Raw genomic sequence first — 21,976 nt, 5'->3', positions numbered from 1 at the left:
GGCCTCAAGCCCCGCAGCGCGCATTCCCCCAAGTCATGGCCCGCTCCAGTCAACTGGAAGGGACAGACAAAACCGTGACTGCCATTCAGCAACAGACCCAGGCACCAGCGGTCGGCGGCAGCGGCTCGGGCACTCTGTACGACGTCCTGGAGCTCATTCTCGACCGCGGGCTGGTCATCGATGCCTTTGTGCGGGTCTCACTCGTCGGCATCGAAATACTCAAGATCGACATACGTGTCGTGGTCGCGAGCGTGGACACCTATCTGCGTTTCGCGGAGGCGTGCAACCGGCTGGATCTCGAATCCGGCCGCAAGGCACCGGAACAGCTCACCGACCTCGTCGGCGAGGCGACCGAGAGCGGCGCCAAGGGAAAGTCGAAGGGCGCGCTGGCGGGCGCCGTCGAGGCGGTCGGCGAATCCCTCCGCAAGGGCCACGACGACTCCGAGGAAACCGCGAGGCGCCCGGCACCCAAGACATCGTCGACCGCCGGCCGCCGCACCGCACGCCGGGAGGGGTGAGCCATGACGACGTACGTCTACGCCATCACCGGCGCCGGCCATCCGCTGCGACTGTCCGGCGTCGCCGGGGTCGGCGACCCCGCGGCGCCGCTGCGCACCGTGCGGACCAAGGACCTGTGCGCGGTGGTCAGCGACGCCCCGGCGGAGCTGCGCGCCAAGCGCCGGGACGTGGCGGCCCACCAGGACGTCCAGGAACACCTGATGGCCGACGGCAGCTGTCTGCCGATGCGCTTCGGGCTGGTCGGGCCGGACGACGAGCAGGTCGCCGCCGTGTTGGAAGAGCAGCACGACACCTACACCCAGCGGCTCGGGGAGCTGGCCGGCTGCCGGGAGTACCACCTGAAGGTGGCGCGGGACGAGGAGGACCTGCTGCGGGAGATCGTGCGGGACTCCCCCGAGGTGCGCCGGCTGAACGACCGCACCCGGCACAACTCCGGGCCGCACGACGACAAACTGGTGCTCGGCGAGCTGATCTCGCACGAGGTCCGGGCCCGCCAGGACCGCGCCCGCGAGGACATCCTGGCCCGGCTCGCACCAGCCGCGGTACGCATCGCGGACGGGGAACCCACCAAGCACTACTTCCTCACCACCTCGTTCCTCGTGGCGCGGGAGCACGCAGTCGTCTTCTCCCAGGCGGTCCACACCGAGGCGCAACAGCGCGGCAACGCGTACACCTTCCGGCTCTACGGCCCGCTGCCGCCGTACAGCTTCGTCTGACCGCACCCGGGCCGCGCCCTCGGCACCGGGAGACCGATCGGGCGGGAGGTCTCGATGGGGCTGCTCACCCACCTGCTGACCCTGCCGATCGCCCCGCTCAGGGGCACCGTCTGGGTCCTCGACCAGGTACTGCTCACCGCGGAGCACGAGTTCTACGACCCGGAGCCGGTATACGAGCAACTCGCCGAATTAGAACGGCAGTTGGTGGACGGGCGAATCGAGCCCGAGGAGTTCGACGCCCGCGAGGACGAACTGCTGGACCGGCTGGAGTGGCTCCAGGCCCGCCGGCGTCAACCACGAGGAGGCTGAACCGCATGTCCGACCCGCTGACCGGGCCGGGGGGAACCGCCGCGCCCATGAGGACCTCCCCCGCGCCGCCCCCGTACGGCCGGCCGGGGGCCGGGCCCGGCTCCTCCGCCAACCTCGCCGACATCCTGGAACGCGTCCTCGACAAGGGCGTGGTCATCGCCGGCGACATCCAGATCAATTTGCTCGACATCGAGCTGCTGACCATCAAAATCCGGTTGCTCGTCGCCTCCGTCGACAAGGCCAAGGAGATGGGCATCGACTGGTGGGAGCACGATCCCTCACTCTCCTCCGGGGCACGTGGGCCCGCAGCCCCGCCCCTCTCCGCCGGGGAGGAGAACCGGTGAACGGGCCGTGGCACAGCTATGTCTACGCGGTCGGGCGGGGCGGCGGCGACCTCGACGCGGTGGCCGCCGCGCTGACCGGGCTGCACGGCGCCCCCCTGCGGACCGTCGCCGGGTCCGGGCTGACGGCTCTGGTGTCCTCCGTCCCTGCCGACGACTTCGGTACGGACGGGCTCACCGAGCGGATGGCGGACCTGGCGGAGCTGGAGGCGCTGGCCCGCACCCACCACGAGGTCGTAGAGGCGGCGCACGCCCGGACGACGGTGTTGCCGATGCGGCTGGCGACGGTGTATCTGGACGACGCCCGGGTACACGCGATGTTGTCCGAACGCCCCCCGGATTTCGGTGAGTTGCTGTCCTGGCTCCACGGCCATGCCGAGCTCGGGGTGAAGGTGTACGCGGACCCGGTCCGCGCGCCCGCCGAAGCCGCCCCCGCCGCGCCGTCGGCCGGCTCGGGCCGCGCCTACCTGCGCCGGCGCCGGGACCAACATCGCCGGCGGGACGACGCGTACCGCGCGGCGGGAGTCGTGGCCGGCGCGGTCCGGGACACGGTGGCACCGCTGACGCGGGGCATGGTCGCCCACCGCCCCCAGCAGGGCGAGCTGGCCTCCGGCCCGGGCGAGAACGTCGCCAACGAGGCGTATCTCGTGCCCCGCACCCGCGTGCGGGAGTTCCACCAGGCGCTGGCCGGCCTGGCCGGCGGCGACGCCGGCGTACGGGTCGAGATCACCGGCCCGTGGGCGCCGTACTCCTTCGCGAGCCGGCCGACGCGAAGCGGGACGGCATGACGGCGAGTGAGGTCACGGCGTCCGCCGGAGGCGCCTCCGGACCGGGCGGGCCCGCCGGAGTCGCCGGTCCGCAGATCGCCCTGATCGATCTCCTCGACCGGCTCCTCAACGGCGGCGCGGTCCTCACCGGGGACCTGGTCCTGTCCATCGCCGACGTGGACCTCGTCCGGATCAGCCTCCGTGCCGTTGTCCACTCCATCGCGCAACAGGAGGCACTCCCTTGGCAGGAGGCATCCCTTCAGGAGGCATTCCCTTATGAGGCAGGACCCCCAGGACGCCACCGGGCCGACGGCGCCCGCGCCCCTCGCCCAGCGGCTGGAGAGCGACCCGGAGACGGTCGAACGCGATCTGATCAGACTCGTGCTGACGATCGTCGAGCTGCTGCGGCAGCTGATGGAACGCACCGCACTCCACCGAGCCGACCAGGGCGACCTGACGGAGCATCAGGAGGAGCGGGTCGGTATGACGCTGATGATCCTCCACGACCGGATGTCGGAACTGTGTGAGCGCTACGGCTTCACGATGGACGACCTCAATCTCGACCTCGGGCCTCTCGGTTCCCTGCTCCCGCGGAACTCCCCCTGAACCGCCGGAGCTTGGACAAACCTCTCTCGACCCACCCCCAAAAGAGACAGCAATTTCCCCTCATCCATGACAGGAGGAACCCATGGCACCCCTGCTACTCGTCCTACTGCTCGCGCTGCTGCTGTTCGGGGCCGGCTTCGCACTCAAGGCGTTGTGGATCGCCGCCGTCGTCGTGCTGGTCTTCTGGCTGCTCGGCTTCCTGATGCGGTCGACCGGGGCCGGCGGCGGCCGCGCCCGCTGGTACCGCTGGTAGCCGTCGGGCGCGCGGCCGGCCGGGCCAGGTCGGCCGCCCGCCCCCGCCCCCGGGACCGACGGTGTCACCCCGCTCCAGTCCCGAAAGCCCGGCGTGCCGCGCGGCGCCAGCGGTTGGCGGGGAGAGTCGGATGCAGGGCGGCGAGTGCGCCGCAGTACTTGGTGAAGACGGCGGGGTGCAGACCGTGGGCGTACAGGATCCGGTCCGCGTCGGTCAGGTGCCCGGTCGATTTCGTCTCGACCAGCACGAGGTCCGTGGCACAGTGCACGGCCTGTCGCGTCCTCAGGTCGATGCAGACCGGTCCCGCGTCGCACGTGAGGCGCTCGCCGTCACCCACGAAGGTCGCGCGGAGGTAGTCCGTACTGAGGAAGGGGCACAGTGTGGCGGGGCGGGGTCGCTGTGGACGGTGTCGCGGGTGACGACCGTGCGGCGGGCCCGGGAGGGCGATGCGAACCCGCTGATCCGCTCCTTCGCCCGGGTCGCGACGGCTGCCTACCGCGACGTGCAGCTCCTCCGACACTCCCGATGCCCTCCGCCCAGGCCCCCGTGTCCTCACGGATCACCGGAATTTCATCGTTATTCCAGCGGCGTCCGTCACGTTGGTGAGCCAGCGGGAAGACCTGGCACGGGTCCGGCCCGGCCGGGCGACACGGAGGTACCGGATGACGAGCATGAAGCGGCGCGACCTGTGGGGCATGGCCCGCGAGGCCCGCAGGGCGAGGGAAGCGGGGGACGTGACGCACACGGTGCAGCTCTACCTCAATCGGCCGGTGTACGGAAAGCGGGCTGTCAGGAGGGCGGACCGCGGAGTCGACGAGACGATCCGGGCCATTGAGCGCGAGGGCTGGAAGTGCTGTTCGGTCGAGCCGTGGCTCGGCACCGGCGTGCTGCTCAGCTTCGTACGGGCCGGCTGAGAGCGCCGCGCCGGGCCGGCTCCCGCTGCCCGGACGAGCGGTGTTGAGGCCGGCCACGCCTGTGGGCGAGTCCCGGCACCGCCCACGGATGGCGGTTGTTTCCCTCCGGGCCTTCCGGGATAAATGATCATTTGATACCGCACATCGATCTGCCCGAGGCGGGCGTCTTTCCAACAGCGCGAACCGCACTGGGACGCGGGAGGAAGTGCCCAGGTGAGCAACAGGTATGGCCGCCCCGCCCAGCGGCCCAACCGACGGGGGCCGGGGCACGGCCGTCCGCGGCATGTGGTGCTGGGCAGCCGGCCGGCGGGAGCGGTGGGCCGGGCCCGGTCGAGGTCCGCCGTACCCGGCGTCCGGACGCGCGGGGACGGCGCTTCGGTCCCCGCCGGGCTGCGGATGGCCGCCGCATATGCGTGGCGGCTGCTGGCAGTCGGGGTGGTGGTGTACGCGGCGTTCACGGTGCTGGGCCGCTTCCAGCTCGTCGCGGTCGCGGTGTTCCTCGCCCTGGTGGTCACCTCGGTGCTGCGGCCGCTGGTCGACCTGCTGTCCCGCCGACTGCCCCGAGCGGTGGCAGTGGTGGTTTCCGTGCTGGGCAGCATCGTGGCGCTGTTGGCGCTGCTGGCGCTGGTGGGCCACGCGGTGGCGGGGGAATGGGATCGGCTCGCGGGGGAACTCGGCGGGGGCATCGACCGGATCAAGCAATGGCTGGAAGGCCCCCCGTTCCACGTCAGTCACTCCGCGCTGGCAGATCTGCAGGGAAAGACCGCCTCCTTCCTGGCCTCGCACCGCTCCACTCTGATCAGCGGCGCGCTCAGCGGGGCCGGCCGGGCCATCGAGCTGGTCACCGGGGGTGCGCTGGCGCTGTTCTGCTCGGTCTTCTTCATCCACTCGGGCGAACGGCTGTGGCTGTGGAGCTGTGCCCAGCTGCCGGAGGCCGCCCGCTTCCGGTGGCGCGGCGCCGGGCGGGCGGCATGGCACACCTTCGCCGGCTACACCCGCGGCATCATCATCGTGGCCGGCACCAACGCCCTGCTCGTCGGACTCGCACTGTTCGTACTGCGGGTGCCGTTGGCTCTGCCACTGGCCCTGCTGGAGTTCGTCGCCGCCTTCGTCCCGCTGGTCGGGTCGCCCATCGCGCTGGCGGTGGCCACCATGGTGGCTCTGGCGGGGCGCGGCCCGCTGGTCGCCCTGCTCGTACTGTCGCTCATCGTCGTCATCGGCCAGCTCGAAGGCCATGTGCTGCACCCGCTCGTGTTGAGCTGGGCGGTGCGGCTCCATCCGGTGGTCGTCGCCATCTGCGTCATCGCCGGCAGCATCGTCGCAGGAGTCATCGGCGCTGTCGTGGCCGTACCCATGGTCTCGGTCGCCTGGTCCGTGATCCAGGCCCTCCGCGCCCCGGACGACCGTGCACCAGCCTGACGCCTCCGGTACTCCCCTTCCCCCGGTCTGCGCGCACCCCGCTGCTGCGGCTTCGGAAAAACTGTGGTTCGAGATCAAACATGTCGTATAGGCTGCGGCGATTTTTCAGAACTTCATGCTCAAGGGTGGGGGATTTCGGAATGCGCAAGGCATCGCAGGCCGTGGTGGGGGCGTTGGTCGCGATGAGCGTGCTCAGCGGCTGCTCGTTCGGCTGGGGCGCAGGCGGGGGCGAGAAGAAGAAGGTCGCCGAGAAGAAGCTGGGCGACAAGGGCACGGCGTGCGAACTGCCGGTGCACTTCACCCTCGCGACGTCCTGGAAGGCAGTGGCCATCACGCGGGCGACGGTGGACCGGATGGGCCCGCTCGGCCATCAGGGACCGCTCACACCCGCCTGCGAACTCGACGCCAAGCCCACCGGACACATCGGCTTCCTCACCGTGTGGTCCGGCACCAAGGGCACTGCCGCGCCCGGCGGCACATCCCGCGCCCTGATGAAGCAGTTCGTCGCCGCCGAGCACTTCGAGAGCAACGTCACGTTCCGCGAGACCAAGGCCGGTGGCCTGTCCGCCACCGAAGCCGGCTACACCGTCACCGACCTGTCCGCCGGCGAGGTCAGGCCCGAACGCGCGCTGGCCGTGATGACCAAGCACGGTGGCGTGGTCATCCATCTCGGAGGGCTCAACGCAGCCGAGCACAAGGCCATGCTCCCGGCGTTCGATCTGGCCAAGAAGTCCCTCGGCCTGACCTCCTGAGCGACGCGGCCGCGCCCTCCTGGACGCGCGCGGCCGCACCGCACGAACAAGCCCGCTCGGTCGAGACACCGGGACCGGCTGCCCGGCACCACGTGAGCCGCTCGCGTCAGGGCCGGCAGCCGGACGGGTGATCGGGCGTCCGGCGCGAGTCGAAGGGGGCATCACCTTCCTGGAGTCGAAGACGACAGGAGGACGAGGATGCGAGTGTCGGCCAGTTCCCATGGTGGTTCTTCGCGGGGCCTGAGTAGGCATCAGATGAAGGGCCCGGTCGCGCGTACCGAGGATTCGTTCCTGCGCGCGCTCGACGCGCTCGGCCGCCTGGAGAAGCTGGACGCCGTCATCGCCCCCGTGCAGCGTGTGGTGCGACGGCTGCCTCTGGGGCGTGCTCGCGATGTGCTGCACGGGCTGCCCATCGGTCACCCGCTGCATCCGGTGTTGGTGCAGGTCCCCCTCGGGACATGGCTGTCCTCCGCGGTGTTGGATGCCGTGCCCGGTACCGGCCGCGGCTCCCGGCTGCTGGTGGGAGTGGGCGTCCTCGCCGCTGCTCCGGCCGCGCTGGCGGGCTGGGTGGACTGGGCCGAGCAGCACGAGGACCAGATGCGTACCGGCTTGGTGCACGCCGTGTCGACCGCGGTGGCCGTCGGCCTGTACACGGGGTCGTGGGTGCAACGCGGGCGGGGCCGCACGGTGTGGGGCAAGGCCTTGGGCCTGGCAGGGCTGTGCGCGGCGGGTGCCGGAGGAATGCTCGGCGGCCACCTCGCCTTCCGGCAGGCCGCCGGCCCGAACAAGTCGGAGCCCGTGTCCCGTCTGCTGGGGGACGAGTGGCAGTCCGTGGGAAGCGTGCAGGATTTCCCGGTCGGCCAGGCGGTGCGCCGACAGCTGGGCGAGGTACCGGTGCTCGTCGTCCGCGAAACGGACGGACGGATCCACGTACTGGCCGACCGCTGCAGCCATCTGTCGGGCCCCCTGTCGAGCGGCAAGGTGACCGACGGTTGTGTGGAGTGCCCCTGGCACGGCAGCGTCTTCAGGCTCGCCGACGGCGCGAACGTCCGCGGGCCCGCGACGGCTCCACAGCCCTCGTTCCTGGTGCGTCTGGACGAGAGCGGAACCGTCCAGGTGCGGCTGCCGGGGGCCGGCTGATCCGGGGAGGGCCCCCTGCACCCGTTGCGGTGTCGCTCAGCCGGGAAGCTGGGGCAGCACTTCGGAACGATAGAAATCGAAGAATCCGCGCTGGTCAGGGCCGATCTGGCTGAGGTATACGGCGTCGAAGCCCGCCTCGACGTATGCACTGATCGCCTTCACGTACGCCTCGGCGTCCGGTCCACAGGGCACGTTCTGTGCCACCGTCTCGCGGGTGATCAACTGATTGGCCTGCTCGAAGTGGCGCGGCGTGGGCAGGACCTGGGGCAGCTCTCCCGGCAGTTGTTCGTTGGCCCAGAGGCGGTGGGCGGTCTGCACTGCCGCTTCACGGTCCTGTGACCAGCACACCTTCAATCCGCCCATGGCGGGTTTCGTCGCACCACCACCGCGCCGGAATCGCCGCACGGCATCGGCGTCCGGGGACATCGTGACGAATCCGTCCCCGATACGGCCGGCCACTTCGGTCGCGGCCGGCCCGAACCCGGAGACGTCGATGGGCACCGGCTCCTCGGGAACCGTGTAGAGGCGCGCGTTCTCGACCGTGTAGTACTTCCCGTGGTGGCTCACCTCCTCCCCCGTGAAGAGGCTGCGCATCACCTGTACGGCCTCTTCCAGCATCTCCAGACGAACAGCGGCCTGTGGCCAGCGGTCGCCGAGGATGTGCTCGTTGAGGGCTTCGCCGGAACCCACTCCGAGCCGGAACATCCCGTTCGTCTGCACCGCTGCTGTCGCAGCCGCCTGAGCGGTGACCGCGGGGTGCAGGCGCATCGTGGGGCACGTCACGGCGGTCTCGATCGGGAGCGACGTCACCTGGGACAACGCGCCGATCACCGACCAGACGAAGGGGCTCTGGCCCTGCGCATCGTGCCAGGGATGAAAGTGGTCGGAAATCCACAGTGCGGTGAAGCCGGCCTGTTCGGCCATCCGCGCCTGTTCCACCAGCGCCGCCGGGCCGTGCTCTTCGCTGGCCAGGAAGTACCCGTACTCAGCCATTGCTCCTCCGCGGGTGTGTCGGGCCTGCCGGGCACCTTTGACCGTACGGAGACGCGTGTCGCTCCGCACCTTGCGGCAGCGGCGACGAGAGCGCGGTCCGCACCCTGCGTCAGCGCCGGAGACCGCTGTGTGCGACGTGGCCGATCAGGACTTCCCCCGGCCCGTGACGAAGTCCCGGACCCGGTCCACCAGCCCGGTCCCCGGCGCGAGGATCTTGTTCGCCGGCGGCGTGACGGGGGCGGCCGGGTGCGGACGGGTGGGAGCCATCTTCTTCGCCATACGGATCTTGTCGCCGAGTGTGTCCAGGGCCTCGTCCGAGCAGGCCATGCTCAGCTGGGGGAAGAGGTTGCTCTCCTCGTCCTGCACATGGCGGCTGACCGCATCCTTGAGAGTCATGAACAGCTGGTCCAGCTGCGGGTCGTCGGCGGAGCAGCCTTCGAGCCTCTTGAGGATCTTCTCCACCTCCCCGTGGTCCTTGAGCTCCTTGTCGGCCATCGCATCGCCGTTGGCCACATGCTCGCGTACCGCCGGGTACAGGTACTGCTCCTCCGCGACGGAGTGCCGTACGAGCTCAATGGTCGCCTCGTCGATGAGGCGCTTGCGGTCGTGGTGGCCGCTGGGCAGGGCCTCGATCCGCCCGAAGAGGTCCTCGACCTCGCGATGGTCCGTGGTCAGTTCCTCGATGATGTTTCCGCCGTGCGCCATGGGTACCTCCGTAAGTTGTTAGGCGGCCCGGGAGGGCCGGATGTGGCTGATGGGTGCTTGCCTGTTGTGGCTCTTGAGGAGTGGCCGTCCGGCTCTCCGGGGCGCCCTGGCTGCTGATTGAGATGTGCGCTTAGGTCGCTGATTACGGAGCTGACAGCGGGGTGTTCCTCGGGCCGACGGCATGCCGTTGGAGACGAGGAGGGGCGAATGAGCAAGCGACAGGCCCAGGTCTGGGCAGGCATCGACGCAGGCAAGGGGCATCACTGGGCGGCGGCGGTCGACGAGACCGGCGCGACCCTGTGGTCGAAGAAGGTCGAGAACGATGAGTCGGCGATCCTGACCGCGCTCGGCGAGATCCTGGACTTGGCCGACGAGGTCCACTGGGCGGTGGATATCTCCGGCACGTCCTCCGCGCTGTTGCTGGCCCTGCTTGCGGCCCACGGCCAGCAGGCCGTCTACGTGCCCGGCCGCACGGTCAACCGCATGTCCGGCGCCTACCGGGGCGAAGCCAAGACCGACGCCCGCGACGCCTACGTCATCGCCGAAACCGCACGCCACCGCCGGGACTTCGCCTCCATCGACGTGCCCGCCCAGCTGGCCGCCGACCTGGCACTGCTGACGGCCCACCGGTCCGATCTGGTCGCCGACCGGGTACGGATGATCAACCGGTTGCGTGACGTACTGACCGGCGTCTTTCCTGCTCTGGAGCGGTCCTTCGACTACAGCAGCCACAAGGGCGCACTGGTGCTGCTGACCGGCTACCAGACCCCCGCCTCGATCCGCCGCCGGGGCCGGGCCCGGCTGACGGCCTGGCTGGCCAACCGCAGCGTCCGGGGCGCCGATGCTGTCGCCGCGACGGCGCTGGAGGCCGCGCAAGCCCAGCAGGCCGCCCTGCCTGGTGAGGATGTCGCCGCACAGATCGTGGCCGACCTCGCTGCCCAGATCCTCGCCCTGGACGAGCGGCTCAAGCGCATCGACAAGCAGATCCGCGAGACGTTCCGCAGCCATCCGCAGGCCGGGATCATCGAGTCCATGCCCGGCATGGGACCCATATTGGGAGCGGAGTTCGTCGTCGCCGCAGGCGACTTGACCGCCTACGCCGACGCCGGCCATCTCGCTTCCGCCGCGGGACTCGTCCCCGTCCCCCGCGACTCCGGTCGCCGCACCGGCAACCTGCACCGGCCCAAGCGTTACAGCCGCCGTCTGCGACGGGTGTTCTACATGTCCGCGCAGACCAGCATCGTCCGTGAAGGACCCAACCGGGACTTCTACCTCAAGAAACGCGCCGAGGGCTGCAAACACGTCCAGGCCGTCATCGCCCTCGCCCGCCGACGAGCGAGCGTGCTGTGGGCTCTTCTGCGCGACGAGCGGGTCTTCACCTCCGCCCCGCCGGTCGCGCAGGCGGCTTGACTTCGTCATTGAGACTCCTGAAGCGGTGGACCGGACAGCCCGGGCAGCGCGTGCCGGGCGCTCACCACGTGTTCCCGGGCGCGGCGACTGCTAACGGGGGGAGGGGAGCCTTGGCCCTGGTTGGCTCCGCACCGTCACCCGTGCTGCGGCATGTCGGGGCACGCCGGACGACCTGGACGCGGCCTCCGGGCCGGGAGCGGAGGGATGGCTGGGCAGCTTTCGGCGCTATGCGTGAGCTGCGCCATTTCGCCCGATAGCCCTTGCCTCTACGCTGCCGAGTGCCCGGGATCACGGGGCCGACTCCGAGGCGCCCGGGAAGATCCGCGAACCGCGGGTCCCGTGGCGCGCCAGAGAAGGGACGCCGATTGTCCACCGACATCTCGCCGGTCATAGCCTCCACCGTGCAGTGGTTGCTGCGCTCGTACCCCGTGACCGGCGGCGCCGTCGACGCTGCCCTTGCGGAGGCCCAGGCCCGCCAGGCGGCCACGGTCTCGGCATGGCTGCGTTACCCGACGGCGGCGGATGTCGCCGTAGTCGCTCTCCTTGGCCCCGGGGGCTCCGCCCGGCTGGACTGGATCACCGGAGCCGACACGTCCGGGCCCGACGCTCCAGAGGAGCCGTGGCGGAGCTGGGTCGACGAGGTCGTGGCGAGCTGGGCCGCCTGCCTGCTCACCACGCCCGAGCTCGCCGAGGAGGCGGTGACGGCCCTGGCCAGAGGTGAGCACGCCACCGGGGTGAGCCTCGACTTCCGCCGGCTGACTCGGCCCGACGAACGCGATCGCCGGGCGACGGCACTGCTGCGCCATCCGGATCTCCTCGCCCCGGTCGCGGATCTGCACCGTGCCGCGCTCGTACGGCTCCTGCAAGGCGACCAGCTCGACGCCGACCGGGTCTAGACACGTCACATGGTCCGGCTAGTTCGGCATCCGGAGAGCCCGCGACGGGCGGCCGCGCCGTCGACATAAGGGGAGCGCACGGGGAATCGTCGCGCATGCTCCGTCACCGGCGATCAAGGTCCCGCCCGGTCCCCCGGACGAACGGTTCGTCTACCTCTCCGATGTCCTGCCCACCGCCTGGCAGGCGGTCGCCTACGCGGACCCGCCGCCCGACGCCGGCATCGTGGTGCTCGGCCTGGGCCCACCGACGGGCGCGGTGCGACATCCTCCCGCTCCTCACCGACGAGGACCCGCTCGGCGTCGAGGGCTTCGCCACGCACCAGTTGCCGCTGGAGGACGGACCGCAGGCCTACAAGACGTTCCAGGCAAAGGAAGAGGGCATGGTCAAAACCCTGTTGCTGCCGCGAGTCACCCGGGCGCGCGGGTGGCTCGCGGCACCTGGGGGCGAAGGGCGGCGTTCACCGGCCGAGGGCGTTGCGGAGCTGCTGCTTGCTCATGTTGGACCGGCCTTCGATGTTCTTCTTCTTGGCCTCCTCGTACAGTTGATCCTTGGTGGGGCCCTGGGATCCGCTGTGGGACCGTTCGCCGCCGCGTTGCGAGGCGGACTTCTTGTCCTGGGTGGAGACCTTGCTCGCGGTCTTCGACTCGCCGGAGCGGGCCCGTTCCTTGTTCACGGTCCGGGCGGCGATCTCCTTCGCCCGCTTGGTCGATTCGCCGCGTTGTTCGGCGCTCTCCTTGATGTGCTCGTATTGACGCTCGCGCTTCTTGCTCGAACCTGCAGGCATGGGTACTCCTCGTCCGTAGGCGTGTAGTGCCGTCCCGGCAGCGGCCGCCGGTCACGCATCCATTTTCGCCCCTTTTCGGCAGTTGCGCCCGAGGTCAGGACAGCTGATCGCGCAACGTCCGCTCGTTCAGTTCCGCGACCGGACCGGTCCGGACCCATGCCTGCTGCGCCCGAACGGACATCGTTCAGAAGAGTTCCTCGGCGGTGGAACTGACGATACGGGCCTGCATATTGCGTTCCATCATGCGCAGGGCGGCCTCCGCGAGGTCCTGGTGGATATGCGCACAGGCGTCCGCGACGACAGTGACACCGAAGTGCCGGATATGGGCGTCGAGCGCCGAGTAGAGCACGCATTGTTCGGTGACCTGACCGCAGAGCACAATCCTGTCGATGCCGTGCTGGCGCAGCAGATATTCCAGGGGCGTCTGATAGAAGATCGAGTGTCGCGCCTTGACCACGAACAGCGAAACATCATCCGGGCGGACCGGCTCCACCAGGTCCGCGTGCGGGCCACTGAGCACGGTGTCGAGCAGTTCATCATGGTGTGAGCGCCACAGCCCGAAATTGTCATTGACGTAAATGACCTCGGCATCGCTCCGCCGAGCCCGTTCGATCAGCGAGGTGAGGTGCGGCAGGACCGTGCGCACCGAGGGCAGCAGCAGTTCGGCGTCCTCGTGCTCGTAGGAGTTGAGCATGTCGATCACGACGAGTGCGGTGGCGGACATGGCGAGGGCCCCTGATCAGCTCGGCCCCGGGCGTTCGCGTCGGCGGACGTCGAGCAGGGCACCGAGCCGGCGCAGGGTCCGCTCGTCGAAGCCTGTCCCGCCGGTCACGGCCCCACCTCCGGGAGCCGCTCCGGGAGCACTTCGCCGCGGTACGTCGTCGGTCCGTTCCTGCTCCCCACGGGTCCGCCCGCCTTTCTCCGGATGCCGCCTCTCTCACTGTGCCGCGCGGCGGACCGCCTCGCACCTGCGCCGGAGCCGGCCTGCCCGTACTGGGTCCGTGCCCCGGGCGTGGTGCCGTGCCGTCAGTCCTGGTGGTGCTTGCGGCCCGGGAGGAACTCCTGGACCTTGGCCTTCAAGCCCTGCTTGACCATCGCCGCCCGGTCGCTGTCGCCCTTGAGGACGGCGGCGGTGGCGGCCTCGATCTGGTCGAGGTCGGCGTGGGGCGGGATCGGCGGGACGGCGGGGTCGGTGCGGAAGTCGACGACGAACGGCCGGTCGGCGGCGAGGGCCTGGCGCCAGGCGTCCTCGACCTCGCCGGGCTTGTCCACCCGGACGCCGCCGAGCCCGATGGACCGGGCGAAGTCGGCGTAGGGCACATCAGGGATCGCCTGCGAGGCGAGGAACTGCGGAGCGCCGGCCATCGCACGCATCTCCCACGTCACCTGGTTGAGGTCCTGGTTGTTCAGGACGGCGACGATCAGCCGCGGGTCGCTCCACTCCCGCCAGTACTTGGCCGCCGTGACCAGCTCCGCCATGCCGTTCATCTGCATCGCGCCGTCCCCGACGAGGGCCAGTGCCGGCCGGTCCGGATGGGCGAACTTCGCACCGATGGCATACGGCACACCCGGGCCCATGGTGGCCAGCGTCCCGGAAAGCGAACCGCGCATGGTGCCACGCATCCGCAGATGCCGTGCGTACCAGTTGGCGGCCGAGCCGGAGTCCGCGGCCAGGATGACATCGTCCGGCAGCAGCGGATCCAGCGCGTGCACGACGTACTCCGGGTTGACCGGATCGGCTTCCACGGCGGCCCGCCGCTCCATCACCTCCCACCAGCGTGCGGTGTCCTTCTCGATCTTCTTCCGCCAGTTGCCGTGCTTCTTGCGGTCAAGCTGGGGGATCAGCCGCCGCAGCGTCGCCCGCGCGTCCCCGACGAGATTGACCTCGAAGGGATAGCGCATCCCGACCATGTGCGGGTCGATCTCGATCTGGACCGCCCGTGCCTGGTCGAGCTCCGGCATGAACTGGGTGTAGGGAAAGCTGGATCCGATGACCAGCAGGGTGTCGCAGCCCTGCATCAGCTCGTAGGAGGGACGGGTCCCCAGCAGGCCGATCGCGCCGGTGACATACGGCAGGTCGTCGGGGAGCGCGTCCTTGCCCAGCAGCGCCTTGGCCACCCCCGCGCCGAGCACGTCGGCGACCCGCTCCACCTCGGGGCGTGCCCCGCGGGCGCCCTGCCCGATCAGGATGGCGACCTTCTCCCCGGAGTTGAGCACCTCGGCCGCCCGTGCGAGGTCGTCCTCGGTCGGGATCGGCGCGTACGAGGCCATCCCGAGGCTGGAGGGGACCATCTTGAAGGCGTGCGACGGAGGCGAGTAGTCCAGTTCCTGGACGTCCGCCGGGACGATCACCGCGGTCACCGTCCGCCGGCCGTAGGCGGTGCGGATCGCCCGGTCGATGGCGTTCGGCAGCTGCTCGGGGACGGTCACCGTCTCGCAGAAGTCGGAGGCGACGTCCTTGTACAGGCTCTGCAGGTCGACTTCCTGCTGGTAGGAGCCGCCCATGGCGCTGCGGTCGGTCTGCCCGACGATCGCCACGACGGGTACGTGGTCGAGCTTGGCGTCATAGAGGCCGTTGAGCAGATGGATCGCACCGGGCCCGGACGTGGCCGCGCAGACGCCGACCCTGCCGGAGAACTTGGCATACCCGACGGCCTGGAAGGCGGCCATCTCCTCGTGCCGCGCCTGAACGAACTTCGGCTTGTTGTCCGCGCGTTCCCAGGCGGCGAGCAGCCCGTTGATACCGTCCCCGGCATAGGCGAAGACCTGCTCGACACCCCATTCGCGCAGCCGCTGGAGTATGTGGTCGGAGACCTTGGTCGACACGCGTGATCCTCCTTTGCGCTGGTCACCTTTCCCGCTTCTTGTCCGGCGCCTCAGGCTGCCCTTCCCGCCTGGGCGAATTCCGAGACGAAGGTCGCGCAGAAGGCCTTCAGGTCCCCCGGTTTCCGGCTGGTGATCAGCGTGTTGTGGCCCGCGGTGCACACCTTGACCTGCTCGTCCACCCAGGTTCCGCCAGCGTTGCGGATGTCGGTCTGCAGGCTGGGCCAGGAGGTCAGCGTGCGCCCCCGCACGACGTCGGCCTCGATCAGCGTCCACGGCGCGTGGCAGATGGCCGCCACCGGCCGGCCCCGCTCGAAGAAGCCCTTGACGAAGGCGACCGCGTCCTTGTCCATGCGCAGGGCATCGGGGTTGGCGACGCCGCCGGGCAGGACCAGGCCGCCGTATTCCGTCACTTCCGTCGCGCCGACCGTACGGTCCACCGAGAAGGTGTCGGCCTTGTCCAAGTGGTGGAACGCCTGAATCCGTCCGCTTCGGGTGGACACCAGTTGCGGAACATCACCCGAGTTCAGGACCGCTTGCCAGGGTTCGGTCAGTTCGACCTGTTCCACACCTTCGGGCGCTACCAGAAAGGCGATCTGCATGGGATGCCGTTCCTTTCTTCTGTGGTGTTTGATGCCTGTCTTCTGTGGTGTCGGTGCCGGCCGGAGGTCGGTGTCCGGCCGGCATGGGAGACGCGGCGGGACGGCCGCGGGCGCCCCCCAGACCGATTCCCGCCGGGCGGAACCGCTCATGCCCGTTCGGCCCCGATTAGGCCGGATGCGCCCCGGGGTAACCGAACGGCTCACGGGCTCCGCGGCGCCAGGAAGGCCGCCCTCTTCGCCCGGGTGCCCGGAGGAGTGCCGACGAAACGGGCAGCCGGACCGCGCAGACGCCTACCTCTCCCCTGTGTCGCAACGGCGCGGACGAGGGTCGAGCGGGGTGAGTACGCCGAGGCGCTCCTCGATCCGCTGCGCCGCGTCCAGGCACAGGTCCTCGCGGTACATGCCGGCCATGACCTGGACGCCCTGCGGCAGCCCGGACGCGATTCCGGTGGGCACCGCCACGGCCGGCACCCCCACATACGTCGACGCGGTCAGCAGCCGCATCGGCAGGAACGTCGCGTCGCGCTCCTCCGCGGTCCGCGGCACCACTGGCTCGGGTATCGGCTGCGTGGACACCGGTCCGAGCAGCAGCGGACAGTGCTCGAAGAAGCGGGCCCACGCGCGCTGGACCCCGAGGCGTACGCCGGTCTGCCGGATGTACTCCTCCAGCCCCACAGCCGGGTGGCGTTGAGTGTCCAGCTCGATGTGGCGGGCGCTGTCGTCGGTGAGCAGCCGCCTGAGCATCGGCCAGGCCAGGGAGAACTCGGTCCGCAGCAGTGCGCCGTAGCCGTCGAGCGCGTCCTGCAGCCGCGGTACCTCCACCTCCTCGACGGGGTGACCGGCGTCCTCCAGGGCTGCCGCCGCCGCCTCGATCGCTGCGCGCACGTCCGGGTGGACGTCGCCCCGACCGCCGGGGTCGGTCACCACGCCGACCCGCACCGGCGCGTTCGGCGCCGGCCCGTACAGCGGGGCCGGAACGGCCCGCGGGTCCTGCGGGTCCGTCCCTGCGAGCACCTCGTACGCCGCCCGCAGGTCCGCCACGGACCGGGCCAACGGCCCGTCCACCGGGAAGAGTTGGTGACCCAGGACCGGCTCCTGGTCGTTCATCCGGTGGTCGGCCGGGAACCGCCCGTAGCTCGGCTTCAGCCCCGCGACGCCGTTGAACGTCGCCGGGTTGCGCACCGACCCGCCGGAGTCGTTGCCCAGCCCCAGCGCCGCCATGCCGGTCGCCACCACGACCGCGTCGCCGCCGCTGGTGCCGCCGGGAGTGCGCTGCGGGTCCCACGGGTTGACGGTGCCCCCGAACAGCTGACTGACCGTGTGCAGCCCGGCGATCGCCAGGTCGGGCATGTTGGTGCGTCCGATCGGAATCGCCCCGGCCGCGCGCAGCCGCCGTACCGGGGGTGCGTCCGCCTGCGCCACCCAGTCGCGGAAGTACGGCACGCCGTGCGTGGTCGCCGATCCGGCGACATGGATGTTCTCCTTCACCGTGAACGGCACCCCGGCCAACGGACCCAGCCGGTCGCCGGCGGCCCGACGCCGGTCGGTCTCCCGCGCCGCCTGCCGGGCGCTGTCCTCCAGTAGCCGGGTCACCGCGTTCACCCGCGGGTTCACCGCGGCGATCCGCTCCAGGTGCGCCTCCACGGCCTCCGCCGCGGACACCTCTCCGGACGCCACCAGCTTCGCCAGCTCCGTCGCCCCCAGCGGCCACAGTTCGTTCGCCCCCATTGGGCCTCCCTTCGCTCCGAGCAACAAAGATACAGATCTGTATCTGGATACAGAAATGAATATCCGGGTACGGGTGAACCGTAGGATGCCGCCGTGACATCTGAACGCAAGCGCCTGACCCGCGAAGAGAGCCGACAGCAGACCCGACACCGCCTGCTGGCCGCCGCCGCCGAGCTGTTCACCGAACGCGGCGTCAACGGCACCTCCGTCGAGCAGATCGCCGAGCGCGCCGGCTACACCCGCGGCGCCTTCTACGGGAATTTCGAGGACAAGAACGCCCTCGTCGCCGAGCTGCTCCACGACCGCACCCGCCGCGAACTCGAGGAAGTCCGCTCCCTCACCCAGGGCGCCGCCTCCGGCGCCGACGCCCTCGACAGACTCCGGGCCTGGAACCGCGACCGAGCCCAGCACCTGCCCCAATGGCTCGCGCTGCGCATGGAACTCGTCCTGTACGCGCTGCGGAACGACGAACTGCGCCCACTGCTCGGCGCACGCGAACTCCTCGCCCGCGACGCCCACACCACCGGTCTGGAGCAGGCGTTCGCCTCCCGCGGCGTCGCCTCGCCCGCCGACCCCGCGTTCCTGGCCCTGATCGTCCACGCCCTGGAGGACGGCCTGCTCATCCAGCGCCTGCTGACCCCCGACGGCATCCAGGACGACGTCGTCGTCGACGCCTTCGACCTGCTCCTGCGCTCCTGGACCGCCCTCGCGCAGCATCCGGCCCGGGAGAGCGACGGCCAGGACCCGCCGTCACAGGGATAGGGCGGCCAGGCCCCGCCGTCGCGGCGGCGGCCGCGGGTGGCCCGGCGCCCGCGTCCGCCGACGCGGCTATGTGAGGCCGGCGAGGAGCGCGTCGAGCGCCTTGGTCAGGGCCTCGGAGTTGGCCGCGTCGAACCAGGTGGTGCGGATGCGCTCGTTGATTCCGTTCGGTGGCTCGTGGTCGCCCGCGAGCTGGTGAAGAGAGCGCCCCTCGTCAGCCAGCGAACGCTCGACGCCCTGTCTGTGTCTCCCCGGCCGTCTCGGCGGCGGCGGTGCGTACTTCGACGCACGAGCCACCGCTGCTTGTAGTGCGCGATCCAACCACCTTGAAGATCATTTCGTGCGGAGTTCTCAGGAGTTCGCGATCCCCGCAGGTTGAGCCGTCCGCAGCGCGACCGGTGCCCTCCCCATCGGACAGGCCCTAGGCTCGCCGTATGCGATCAGCGTGGGTGACAGCGGCAGGAGGGGCAGTTGCCGCCCTGGTCTGGGGCGAGTGGTTGAACTGGCGATGGTCGCGAACACTGGTCGGGAAAGGCCGTGACGGCGGTTCAGGGGCCGTGGGTTCAGGGGCCGTCGTTGTGCTGGGCTACCGAAATCCGCGTCCGCCGATCAACATCGTCAACCGGTGGCGAGTCCGCGCCGGGCTACGTTCCGTTGCCTCCGACAGTGCGCATGACACCCAGGTGATCTTCAGCGGAGGTGCGGCGGGGGGCGGCCCTGCCGAAGCCCGGTTGATGGCCGACTACGCGAAGTCTGTGCTGAGGTTCGACGGGCGCGTGCTCATCGAAGACCAGAGCAGGACGACGTGGGAGAACATCGCGAAGGTGATTCCACTGCTCGAAGGCGCGGATCGCATCAAGATCGCCTCCCAGCCGGCTCACGGACTCAAGGCCCGCGCGTACCTGCGCCGGCAGCGCCCCGATCTCGCCGAGAGACTCGTGCCCGCGGACGACTACCGCCCCGGCGAGTGGGCGGTCCTCAAACCGCTGCTGGCCCTGTACGGACTCTGGACGCTCCGCGGTCTCAAAGCCGACGAACGGAAGCTCTCGCGCTAGCCGGCTGCTACGACGCCCGCCCGGGCGGCCAAGTCACCCTTGGCGCTGCCGCCGACCGTGCGCCAGGTCGTGCGCACTCCCCATACGCGCCCCTTCATCGCCTCAGTCCTTCCGCGCCGGCAGGTCGGGGACCCTTGGGGGCGGGTGCTCATGGCGTCCTCAGTGCTCCTCGTCGATCCAGCCCGTGGTCCGCTCGACCGCCTTGAGCCAGCGCTTGTACTCGCGGTCGCGTTCGGCAGTGTCCATTCGGGGGGTCCACTCGGCGGCGCGGCGCCAATTGGCGCGCAGCGCTTCGGTGTCGGGCCAGAAGCCGACGGCCAGGCCGGCGGCGTAGGCGGCGCCGAGACACGTGGTCTCCGAGAGCATCGGGCGGACCACAGGCGCGTCCAGGACATCGCAGATCGTCTGCATCAGCAGGTTGTTGGAGGTCATGCCGCCGTCGACCTTCAGTGCGGTCAGGCCAACGCCGGAGTCCTTGTGCATCGCGTCGACGATCTCGCGGGTCTGCCAGGCGGTGGCCTCCAGTACGGCGCGGGCGATGTGCGCCTTGGTGACGTAACGGGTCAGGCCCGCGATCATGCCGCGGGCGTCCGAGCGCCAGTAGGGGGCGAACAGGCCGGAGAAGGCCGGGACGAAGTAGGCGCCGCCGTTGTCCTCGACCGTGCCGGCGAGGGTCTCGATCTCGGCCGCGCTGTTGATGAGCCCCATCTGGTCGCGCATCCACTGCACCAGCGAACCGGTGACCGCGATGGAGCCCTCCAGGGCGTAGACCGGTGCCTGTCCGCCGATCCGGTAGCCGACCGTCGTCAGCAGCCCGCTGTGTGAGTTGACGGGCTGGTGGCCGGTGTTCATCAGCAGGAAGGTGCCCGTGCCGTATGTCGACTTGGCCTCGCCCTCGGCGAAGCAGGTCTGGCCGAAGAGCGCCGCCTGTTGATCGCCGATTGCGGCGGCGACCGGCACGCCGTACAGGAGTCCGCCGGCGATGCCGTACACCTCGGAGGAGGAGCGGATCTCCGGGAGGACGGCGGCCGGGATCCCCATGGAGGCGAGGATGCTCGCGTCCCACTCCATGGTGCGCAGATTCATGAGCAGGGTGCGCGAGGCGTTGGTGACGTCGGTGACGTGGACGCCGCCGGCCGGGCCGCCGGTGAGGTTCCAGATGAGCCAGGAGTCCATGGTCCCGAAGAGGATGTCGCCGGCTTCGGCACGCTCGCGCAGGCCCTCGACGTTGTCCAGGAGCCAGCGGATCTTCGGGCCGGCGAAGTACGACGCCAGCGGCAGACCGGTCTCCCGGCGGAAGCGGTCCTGGCCGACGTTGCGGCCGAGTTCCTTGCAGAGCGCGTCGGTGCGGGTGTCCTGCCAGACGAGGGCGTTGTGGACCGGCTCACCGGTGTTCCTGTCCCAAAGGACGGTGGTCTCGCGCTGGTTGGTGATGCCGATCGCTCTGAGGCCGGCGCGGGTGATCCCGGCCTTGTCGAGGGCGCCGGTGACCACCTCTTGGACGTTGGCCCAGATCTCGCCGGCGTCGTGCTCCACCCAGCCCGGCCTGGGGAAGATCTGCTCGTGCTCCTTCTGGTCGACGGAGACGATCCGGCCGTCCCGGTCGAAGACGATGCAGCGACTGGAGGTGGTGCCCTGATCGATCGCGGCGATGAACGGGCCGGCGGTGTGCGCGTCGGTCACAGTGTGCTCCTGGAGCGGCTCAATACGGTGCGGGGGACGGCGGGGCGCGCTGTGCATGCAGGCAAACGGCCGGCTGGTGCGGGGAAACGCTGCTCCAACTCGTCGACCGCCCGGCCATGGCCCGATCGGGGCGGCGCTGCCCCGATTACCGTCCACTGTTCGACAATGTCGACCGGTGGCCGGCAGTCTTGTCGGGCCCGCGCATGACGTCAAGGGGTTGCCCGCCGGTAACCTCGGCGCCCCCTCAGGTCTGGAAGGCCGTAATCATGGGATCGATTCCGAAAAATCGGTTTGCCGGAGTGGCACGATCGGCCAAGCTGGGACGATGCCTCGCAGAATCATGTTCGTGCAGCTCAAGACGGGCTACGGCACCGACCGCGGGCCCTCGTGGATCGGGTGGGTGGACTTCTCCAAGACCTGGAAGACGGCCTACTTCCAAGGGCGGACCCTGCGGCGCGGCACGGGTCTCGGACTGTCCGACGCGAACTTCTACGACGTCGAAACCCATGAGGATTTCTGGATATCCGGACCGAAACGCGACCGGAGCGACACACGGTACGGACCGGACGGGCCGACCGTGGAGGATGACGCCGCGGACGCCTACCGGGCGTTTCTCCAGGGGGCGGCACTTCCCGGACGGGAGGACGGCTAGGGCCTGTCCGATGGTCCCTAGGGCGGACACTCCCTAGGGGCCTGTCTGTGGTGGCGTGGCGGCGCCACAGGCCGGCGACGCCCGCACAGGGGCTGCGGAAACCACTCTCCGCTGGGCTTCCGTTCCGTGCCTGTGCGGGGCGTCGTCCG

General features: G+C 70.2%; 26 protein-coding genes and 2 pseudogenes. 18 read left to right on the top strand and 10 right to left on the bottom strand.

Annotated features, from left to right (window positions below):
• The first annotated feature begins 74 nt into the window (after positions 1–74).
• From ACZ5XZ_RS02410 to ACZ5XZ_RS02375, 8 genes and pseudogenes are all read left to right on the top strand, one after another.
• A complete protein-coding gene (locus ACZ5XZ_RS02410) occupies positions 75–518 on the top strand; it encodes a gas vesicle structural protein GvpA (protein ID WP_468973756.1) in 444 nt (147 codons plus the stop codon).
• 3 nt (positions 519–521) lie between these two features.
• Positions 522–1,235, top strand: a complete 714-nt coding sequence (locus ACZ5XZ_RS02405) for a GvpL/GvpF family gas vesicle protein (RefSeq protein WP_468973754.1) — start codon at positions 522–524, stop codon at positions 1,233–1,235.
• A 54-nt stretch (positions 1,236–1,289) separates the two neighbouring features.
• On the top strand, positions 1,290–1,544 hold the full coding sequence (locus ACZ5XZ_RS02400; RefSeq protein WP_468973752.1) for a gas vesicle protein GvpG: 255 nt from the start codon (positions 1,290–1,292) through the stop codon (positions 1,542–1,544).
• A 5-nt stretch (positions 1,545–1,549) separates the two neighbouring features.
• Entirely contained in the window at positions 1,550–1,888 is a 339-nt protein-coding gene (locus ACZ5XZ_RS02395; protein WP_468973750.1) for a gas vesicle protein, read from the top strand.
• Positions 1,885–2,673 (top strand): GvpL/GvpF family gas vesicle protein, encoded by a 789-nt coding sequence (locus tag ACZ5XZ_RS02390; RefSeq protein WP_468973748.1) that lies wholly within the window; start codon positions 1,885–1,887, stop codon positions 2,671–2,673. The genes ACZ5XZ_RS02395 and ACZ5XZ_RS02390 overlap by 4 nt, the downstream gene beginning before the upstream one ends.
• Positions 2,670–2,810: pseudogene (locus ACZ5XZ_RS02385) on the top strand (gas vesicle protein); the annotation flags it as partial. The gene ACZ5XZ_RS02390 and the pseudogene ACZ5XZ_RS02385, both read left to right, overlap by 4 nt.
• A gap of 118 nt (positions 2,811–2,928) precedes the next feature.
• Entirely contained in the window at positions 2,929–3,258 is a 330-nt protein-coding gene (locus ACZ5XZ_RS02380; protein ID WP_468973746.1) for a gas vesicle protein K, read from the top strand.
• An 82-nt stretch (positions 3,259–3,340) separates the two neighbouring features.
• Positions 3,341–3,511 carry a hydrophobic protein gene (locus ACZ5XZ_RS02375; protein WP_360944446.1) on the top strand — a complete coding sequence of 57 codons (171 nt, stop codon included), beginning with the start codon at positions 3,341–3,343 and terminating at the stop codon, positions 3,509–3,511.
• 64 nt (positions 3,512–3,575) lie between these two features.
• Here the strand turns inward: ACZ5XZ_RS02375 and ACZ5XZ_RS02370 are convergent, their stop codons facing one another.
• Positions 3,576–4,031 carry a VTC domain-containing protein gene (locus tag ACZ5XZ_RS02370; RefSeq protein ID WP_468973744.1) on the bottom strand — a complete coding sequence of 152 codons (456 nt, stop codon included), beginning with the start codon at positions 4,029–4,031 and terminating at the stop codon, positions 3,576–3,578.
• 142 nt (positions 4,032–4,173) lie between these two features.
• On the opposite strand from ACZ5XZ_RS02370, the gene ACZ5XZ_RS02365 reads away from it, so the two are divergent.
• The 4 genes from ACZ5XZ_RS02365 (at position 4,174) to ACZ5XZ_RS02350 (ending at position 7,736) form a co-directional block, all read left to right on the top strand.
• Positions 4,174–4,425 carry a hypothetical protein gene (locus ACZ5XZ_RS02365; RefSeq protein ID WP_468973742.1) on the top strand — a complete coding sequence of 84 codons (252 nt, stop codon included), beginning with the start codon at positions 4,174–4,176 and terminating at the stop codon, positions 4,423–4,425.
• A gap of 213 nt (positions 4,426–4,638) precedes the next feature.
• Positions 4,639–5,844 carry an AI-2E family transporter gene (locus tag ACZ5XZ_RS02360; protein ID WP_468973740.1) on the top strand — a complete coding sequence of 402 codons (1,206 nt, stop codon included), beginning with the start codon at positions 4,639–4,641 and terminating at the stop codon, positions 5,842–5,844.
• 140 nt (positions 5,845–5,984) lie between these two features.
• Positions 5,985–6,596 carry a lipoprotein gene (locus tag ACZ5XZ_RS02355; protein WP_468973738.1) on the top strand — a complete coding sequence of 204 codons (612 nt, stop codon included), beginning with the start codon at positions 5,985–5,987 and terminating at the stop codon, positions 6,594–6,596.
• 255 nt (positions 6,597–6,851) lie between these two features.
• Positions 6,852–7,736: a Rieske (2Fe-2S) protein gene (locus ACZ5XZ_RS02350; protein WP_468973736.1), complete on the top strand. Its 885-nt coding sequence runs from the start codon at positions 6,852–6,854 to the stop codon at positions 7,734–7,736.
• Between the two features lie 36 nt (positions 7,737–7,772).
• Here the strand turns inward: ACZ5XZ_RS02350 and ACZ5XZ_RS02345 are convergent, their stop codons facing one another.
• Both ACZ5XZ_RS02345 and ACZ5XZ_RS02340 read right to left on the bottom strand, forming a co-directional pair.
• A complete protein-coding gene (locus ACZ5XZ_RS02345; RefSeq protein ID WP_468973733.1) occupies positions 7,773–8,729 on the bottom strand; it encodes a TIGR03557 family F420-dependent LLM class oxidoreductase in 957 nt (318 codons plus the stop codon).
• A 144-nt stretch (positions 8,730–8,873) separates the two neighbouring features.
• On the bottom strand, positions 8,874–9,434 hold the full coding sequence (locus ACZ5XZ_RS02340; protein ID WP_468973731.1) for a hemerythrin domain-containing protein: 561 nt from the start codon (positions 9,432–9,434) through the stop codon (positions 8,874–8,876).
• Positions 9,435–9,641: 207 nt separating this feature from the next.
• Here ACZ5XZ_RS02340 and ACZ5XZ_RS02335 point away from each other — a divergent pair, with 207 nt between their 5' ends.
• The 3 genes and pseudogenes from ACZ5XZ_RS02335 to ACZ5XZ_RS02325 all read left to right on the top strand — a co-directional run.
• Positions 9,642–10,844: an IS110 family RNA-guided transposase gene (locus ACZ5XZ_RS02335; RefSeq protein WP_468973729.1), complete on the top strand. Its 1,203-nt coding sequence runs from the start codon at positions 9,642–9,644 to the stop codon at positions 10,842–10,844.
• Positions 10,845–11,209: 365 nt separating this feature from the next.
• On the top strand, positions 11,210–11,740 hold the full coding sequence (locus tag ACZ5XZ_RS02330) for a hypothetical protein (RefSeq protein WP_468973726.1): 531 nt from the start codon (positions 11,210–11,212) through the stop codon (positions 11,738–11,740).
• A gap of 112 nt (positions 11,741–11,852) precedes the next feature.
• Positions 11,853–12,144: pseudogene (locus ACZ5XZ_RS02325) on the top strand (hypothetical protein); the annotation flags it as partial.
• 54 nt (positions 12,145–12,198) lie between these two features.
• On the opposite strand, the gene ACZ5XZ_RS02320 reads toward ACZ5XZ_RS02325, so the two are convergent.
• From ACZ5XZ_RS02320 to ACZ5XZ_RS02300, 5 genes are all read right to left on the bottom strand, one after another.
• The gene (locus tag ACZ5XZ_RS02320; RefSeq protein ID WP_468973724.1) at positions 12,199–12,525 is read right to left on the bottom strand and encodes a plasmid stabilization protein; all 327 of its coding nucleotides are present in this window, start codon (positions 12,523–12,525) and stop codon (positions 12,199–12,201) included.
• A gap of 184 nt (positions 12,526–12,709) precedes the next feature.
• The gene (locus ACZ5XZ_RS02315) at positions 12,710–13,249 is read right to left on the bottom strand and encodes a cysteine hydrolase family protein (RefSeq protein ID WP_468973722.1); all 540 of its coding nucleotides are present in this window, start codon (positions 13,247–13,249) and stop codon (positions 12,710–12,712) included.
• A gap of 302 nt (positions 13,250–13,551) precedes the next feature.
• Positions 13,552–15,351: a thiamine pyrophosphate-requiring protein gene (locus ACZ5XZ_RS02310; RefSeq protein WP_468973720.1), complete on the bottom strand. Its 1,800-nt coding sequence runs from the start codon at positions 15,349–15,351 to the stop codon at positions 13,552–13,554.
• 50 nt (positions 15,352–15,401) lie between these two features.
• Complete coding sequence (locus ACZ5XZ_RS02305) at positions 15,402–15,950, bottom strand: type 1 glutamine amidotransferase domain-containing protein (protein WP_468973718.1); 549 nt, start codon at positions 15,948–15,950, stop codon at positions 15,402–15,404.
• Positions 15,951–16,241: 291 nt separating this feature from the next.
• Complete coding sequence (locus ACZ5XZ_RS02300) at positions 16,242–17,678, bottom strand: amidase (RefSeq protein WP_468973716.1); 1,437 nt, start codon at positions 17,676–17,678, stop codon at positions 16,242–16,244.
• Positions 17,679–17,771: 93 nt separating this feature from the next.
• On the opposite strand from ACZ5XZ_RS02300, the gene ACZ5XZ_RS02295 reads away from it, so the two are divergent.
• On the top strand, positions 17,772–18,440 hold the full coding sequence (locus tag ACZ5XZ_RS02295) for a TetR/AcrR family transcriptional regulator (RefSeq protein ID WP_468973714.1): 669 nt from the start codon (positions 17,772–17,774) through the stop codon (positions 18,438–18,440).
• Positions 18,441–18,506: 66 nt separating this feature from the next.
• Here ACZ5XZ_RS02295 and ACZ5XZ_RS02290 read toward each other — a convergent pair whose 3' ends face one another.
• On the bottom strand, positions 18,507–18,734 hold the full coding sequence (locus tag ACZ5XZ_RS02290) for a hypothetical protein (protein ID WP_468973712.1): 228 nt from the start codon (positions 18,732–18,734) through the stop codon (positions 18,507–18,509).
• A gap of 137 nt (positions 18,735–18,871) precedes the next feature.
• Between ACZ5XZ_RS02290 and ACZ5XZ_RS02285 the strand changes: the two genes are divergently transcribed.
• On the top strand, positions 18,872–19,492 hold the full coding sequence (locus ACZ5XZ_RS02285; protein ID WP_468973710.1) for an ElyC/SanA/YdcF family protein: 621 nt from the start codon (positions 18,872–18,874) through the stop codon (positions 19,490–19,492).
• Between the two features lie 159 nt (positions 19,493–19,651).
• Here the strand turns inward: ACZ5XZ_RS02285 and glpK are convergent, their stop codons facing one another.
• Entirely contained in the window at positions 19,652–21,175 is a 1,524-nt protein-coding gene (gene glpK, locus ACZ5XZ_RS02280; protein ID WP_468973708.1) for a glycerol kinase GlpK, read from the bottom strand.
• Positions 21,176–21,500: 325 nt separating this feature from the next.
• Between glpK and ACZ5XZ_RS02275 the strand changes: the two genes are divergently transcribed.
• Positions 21,501–21,827: a hypothetical protein gene (locus tag ACZ5XZ_RS02275; RefSeq protein WP_468973706.1), complete on the top strand. Its 327-nt coding sequence runs from the start codon at positions 21,501–21,503 to the stop codon at positions 21,825–21,827.
• Positions 21,828–21,976: the final 149 nt, after the last annotated feature.

The sequence above is a fragment of the Streptomyces sp. NPDC033270 genome (assembly GCF_055576575.1).
This window is presented reverse-complemented; position numbering and strand designations above follow the sequence as displayed.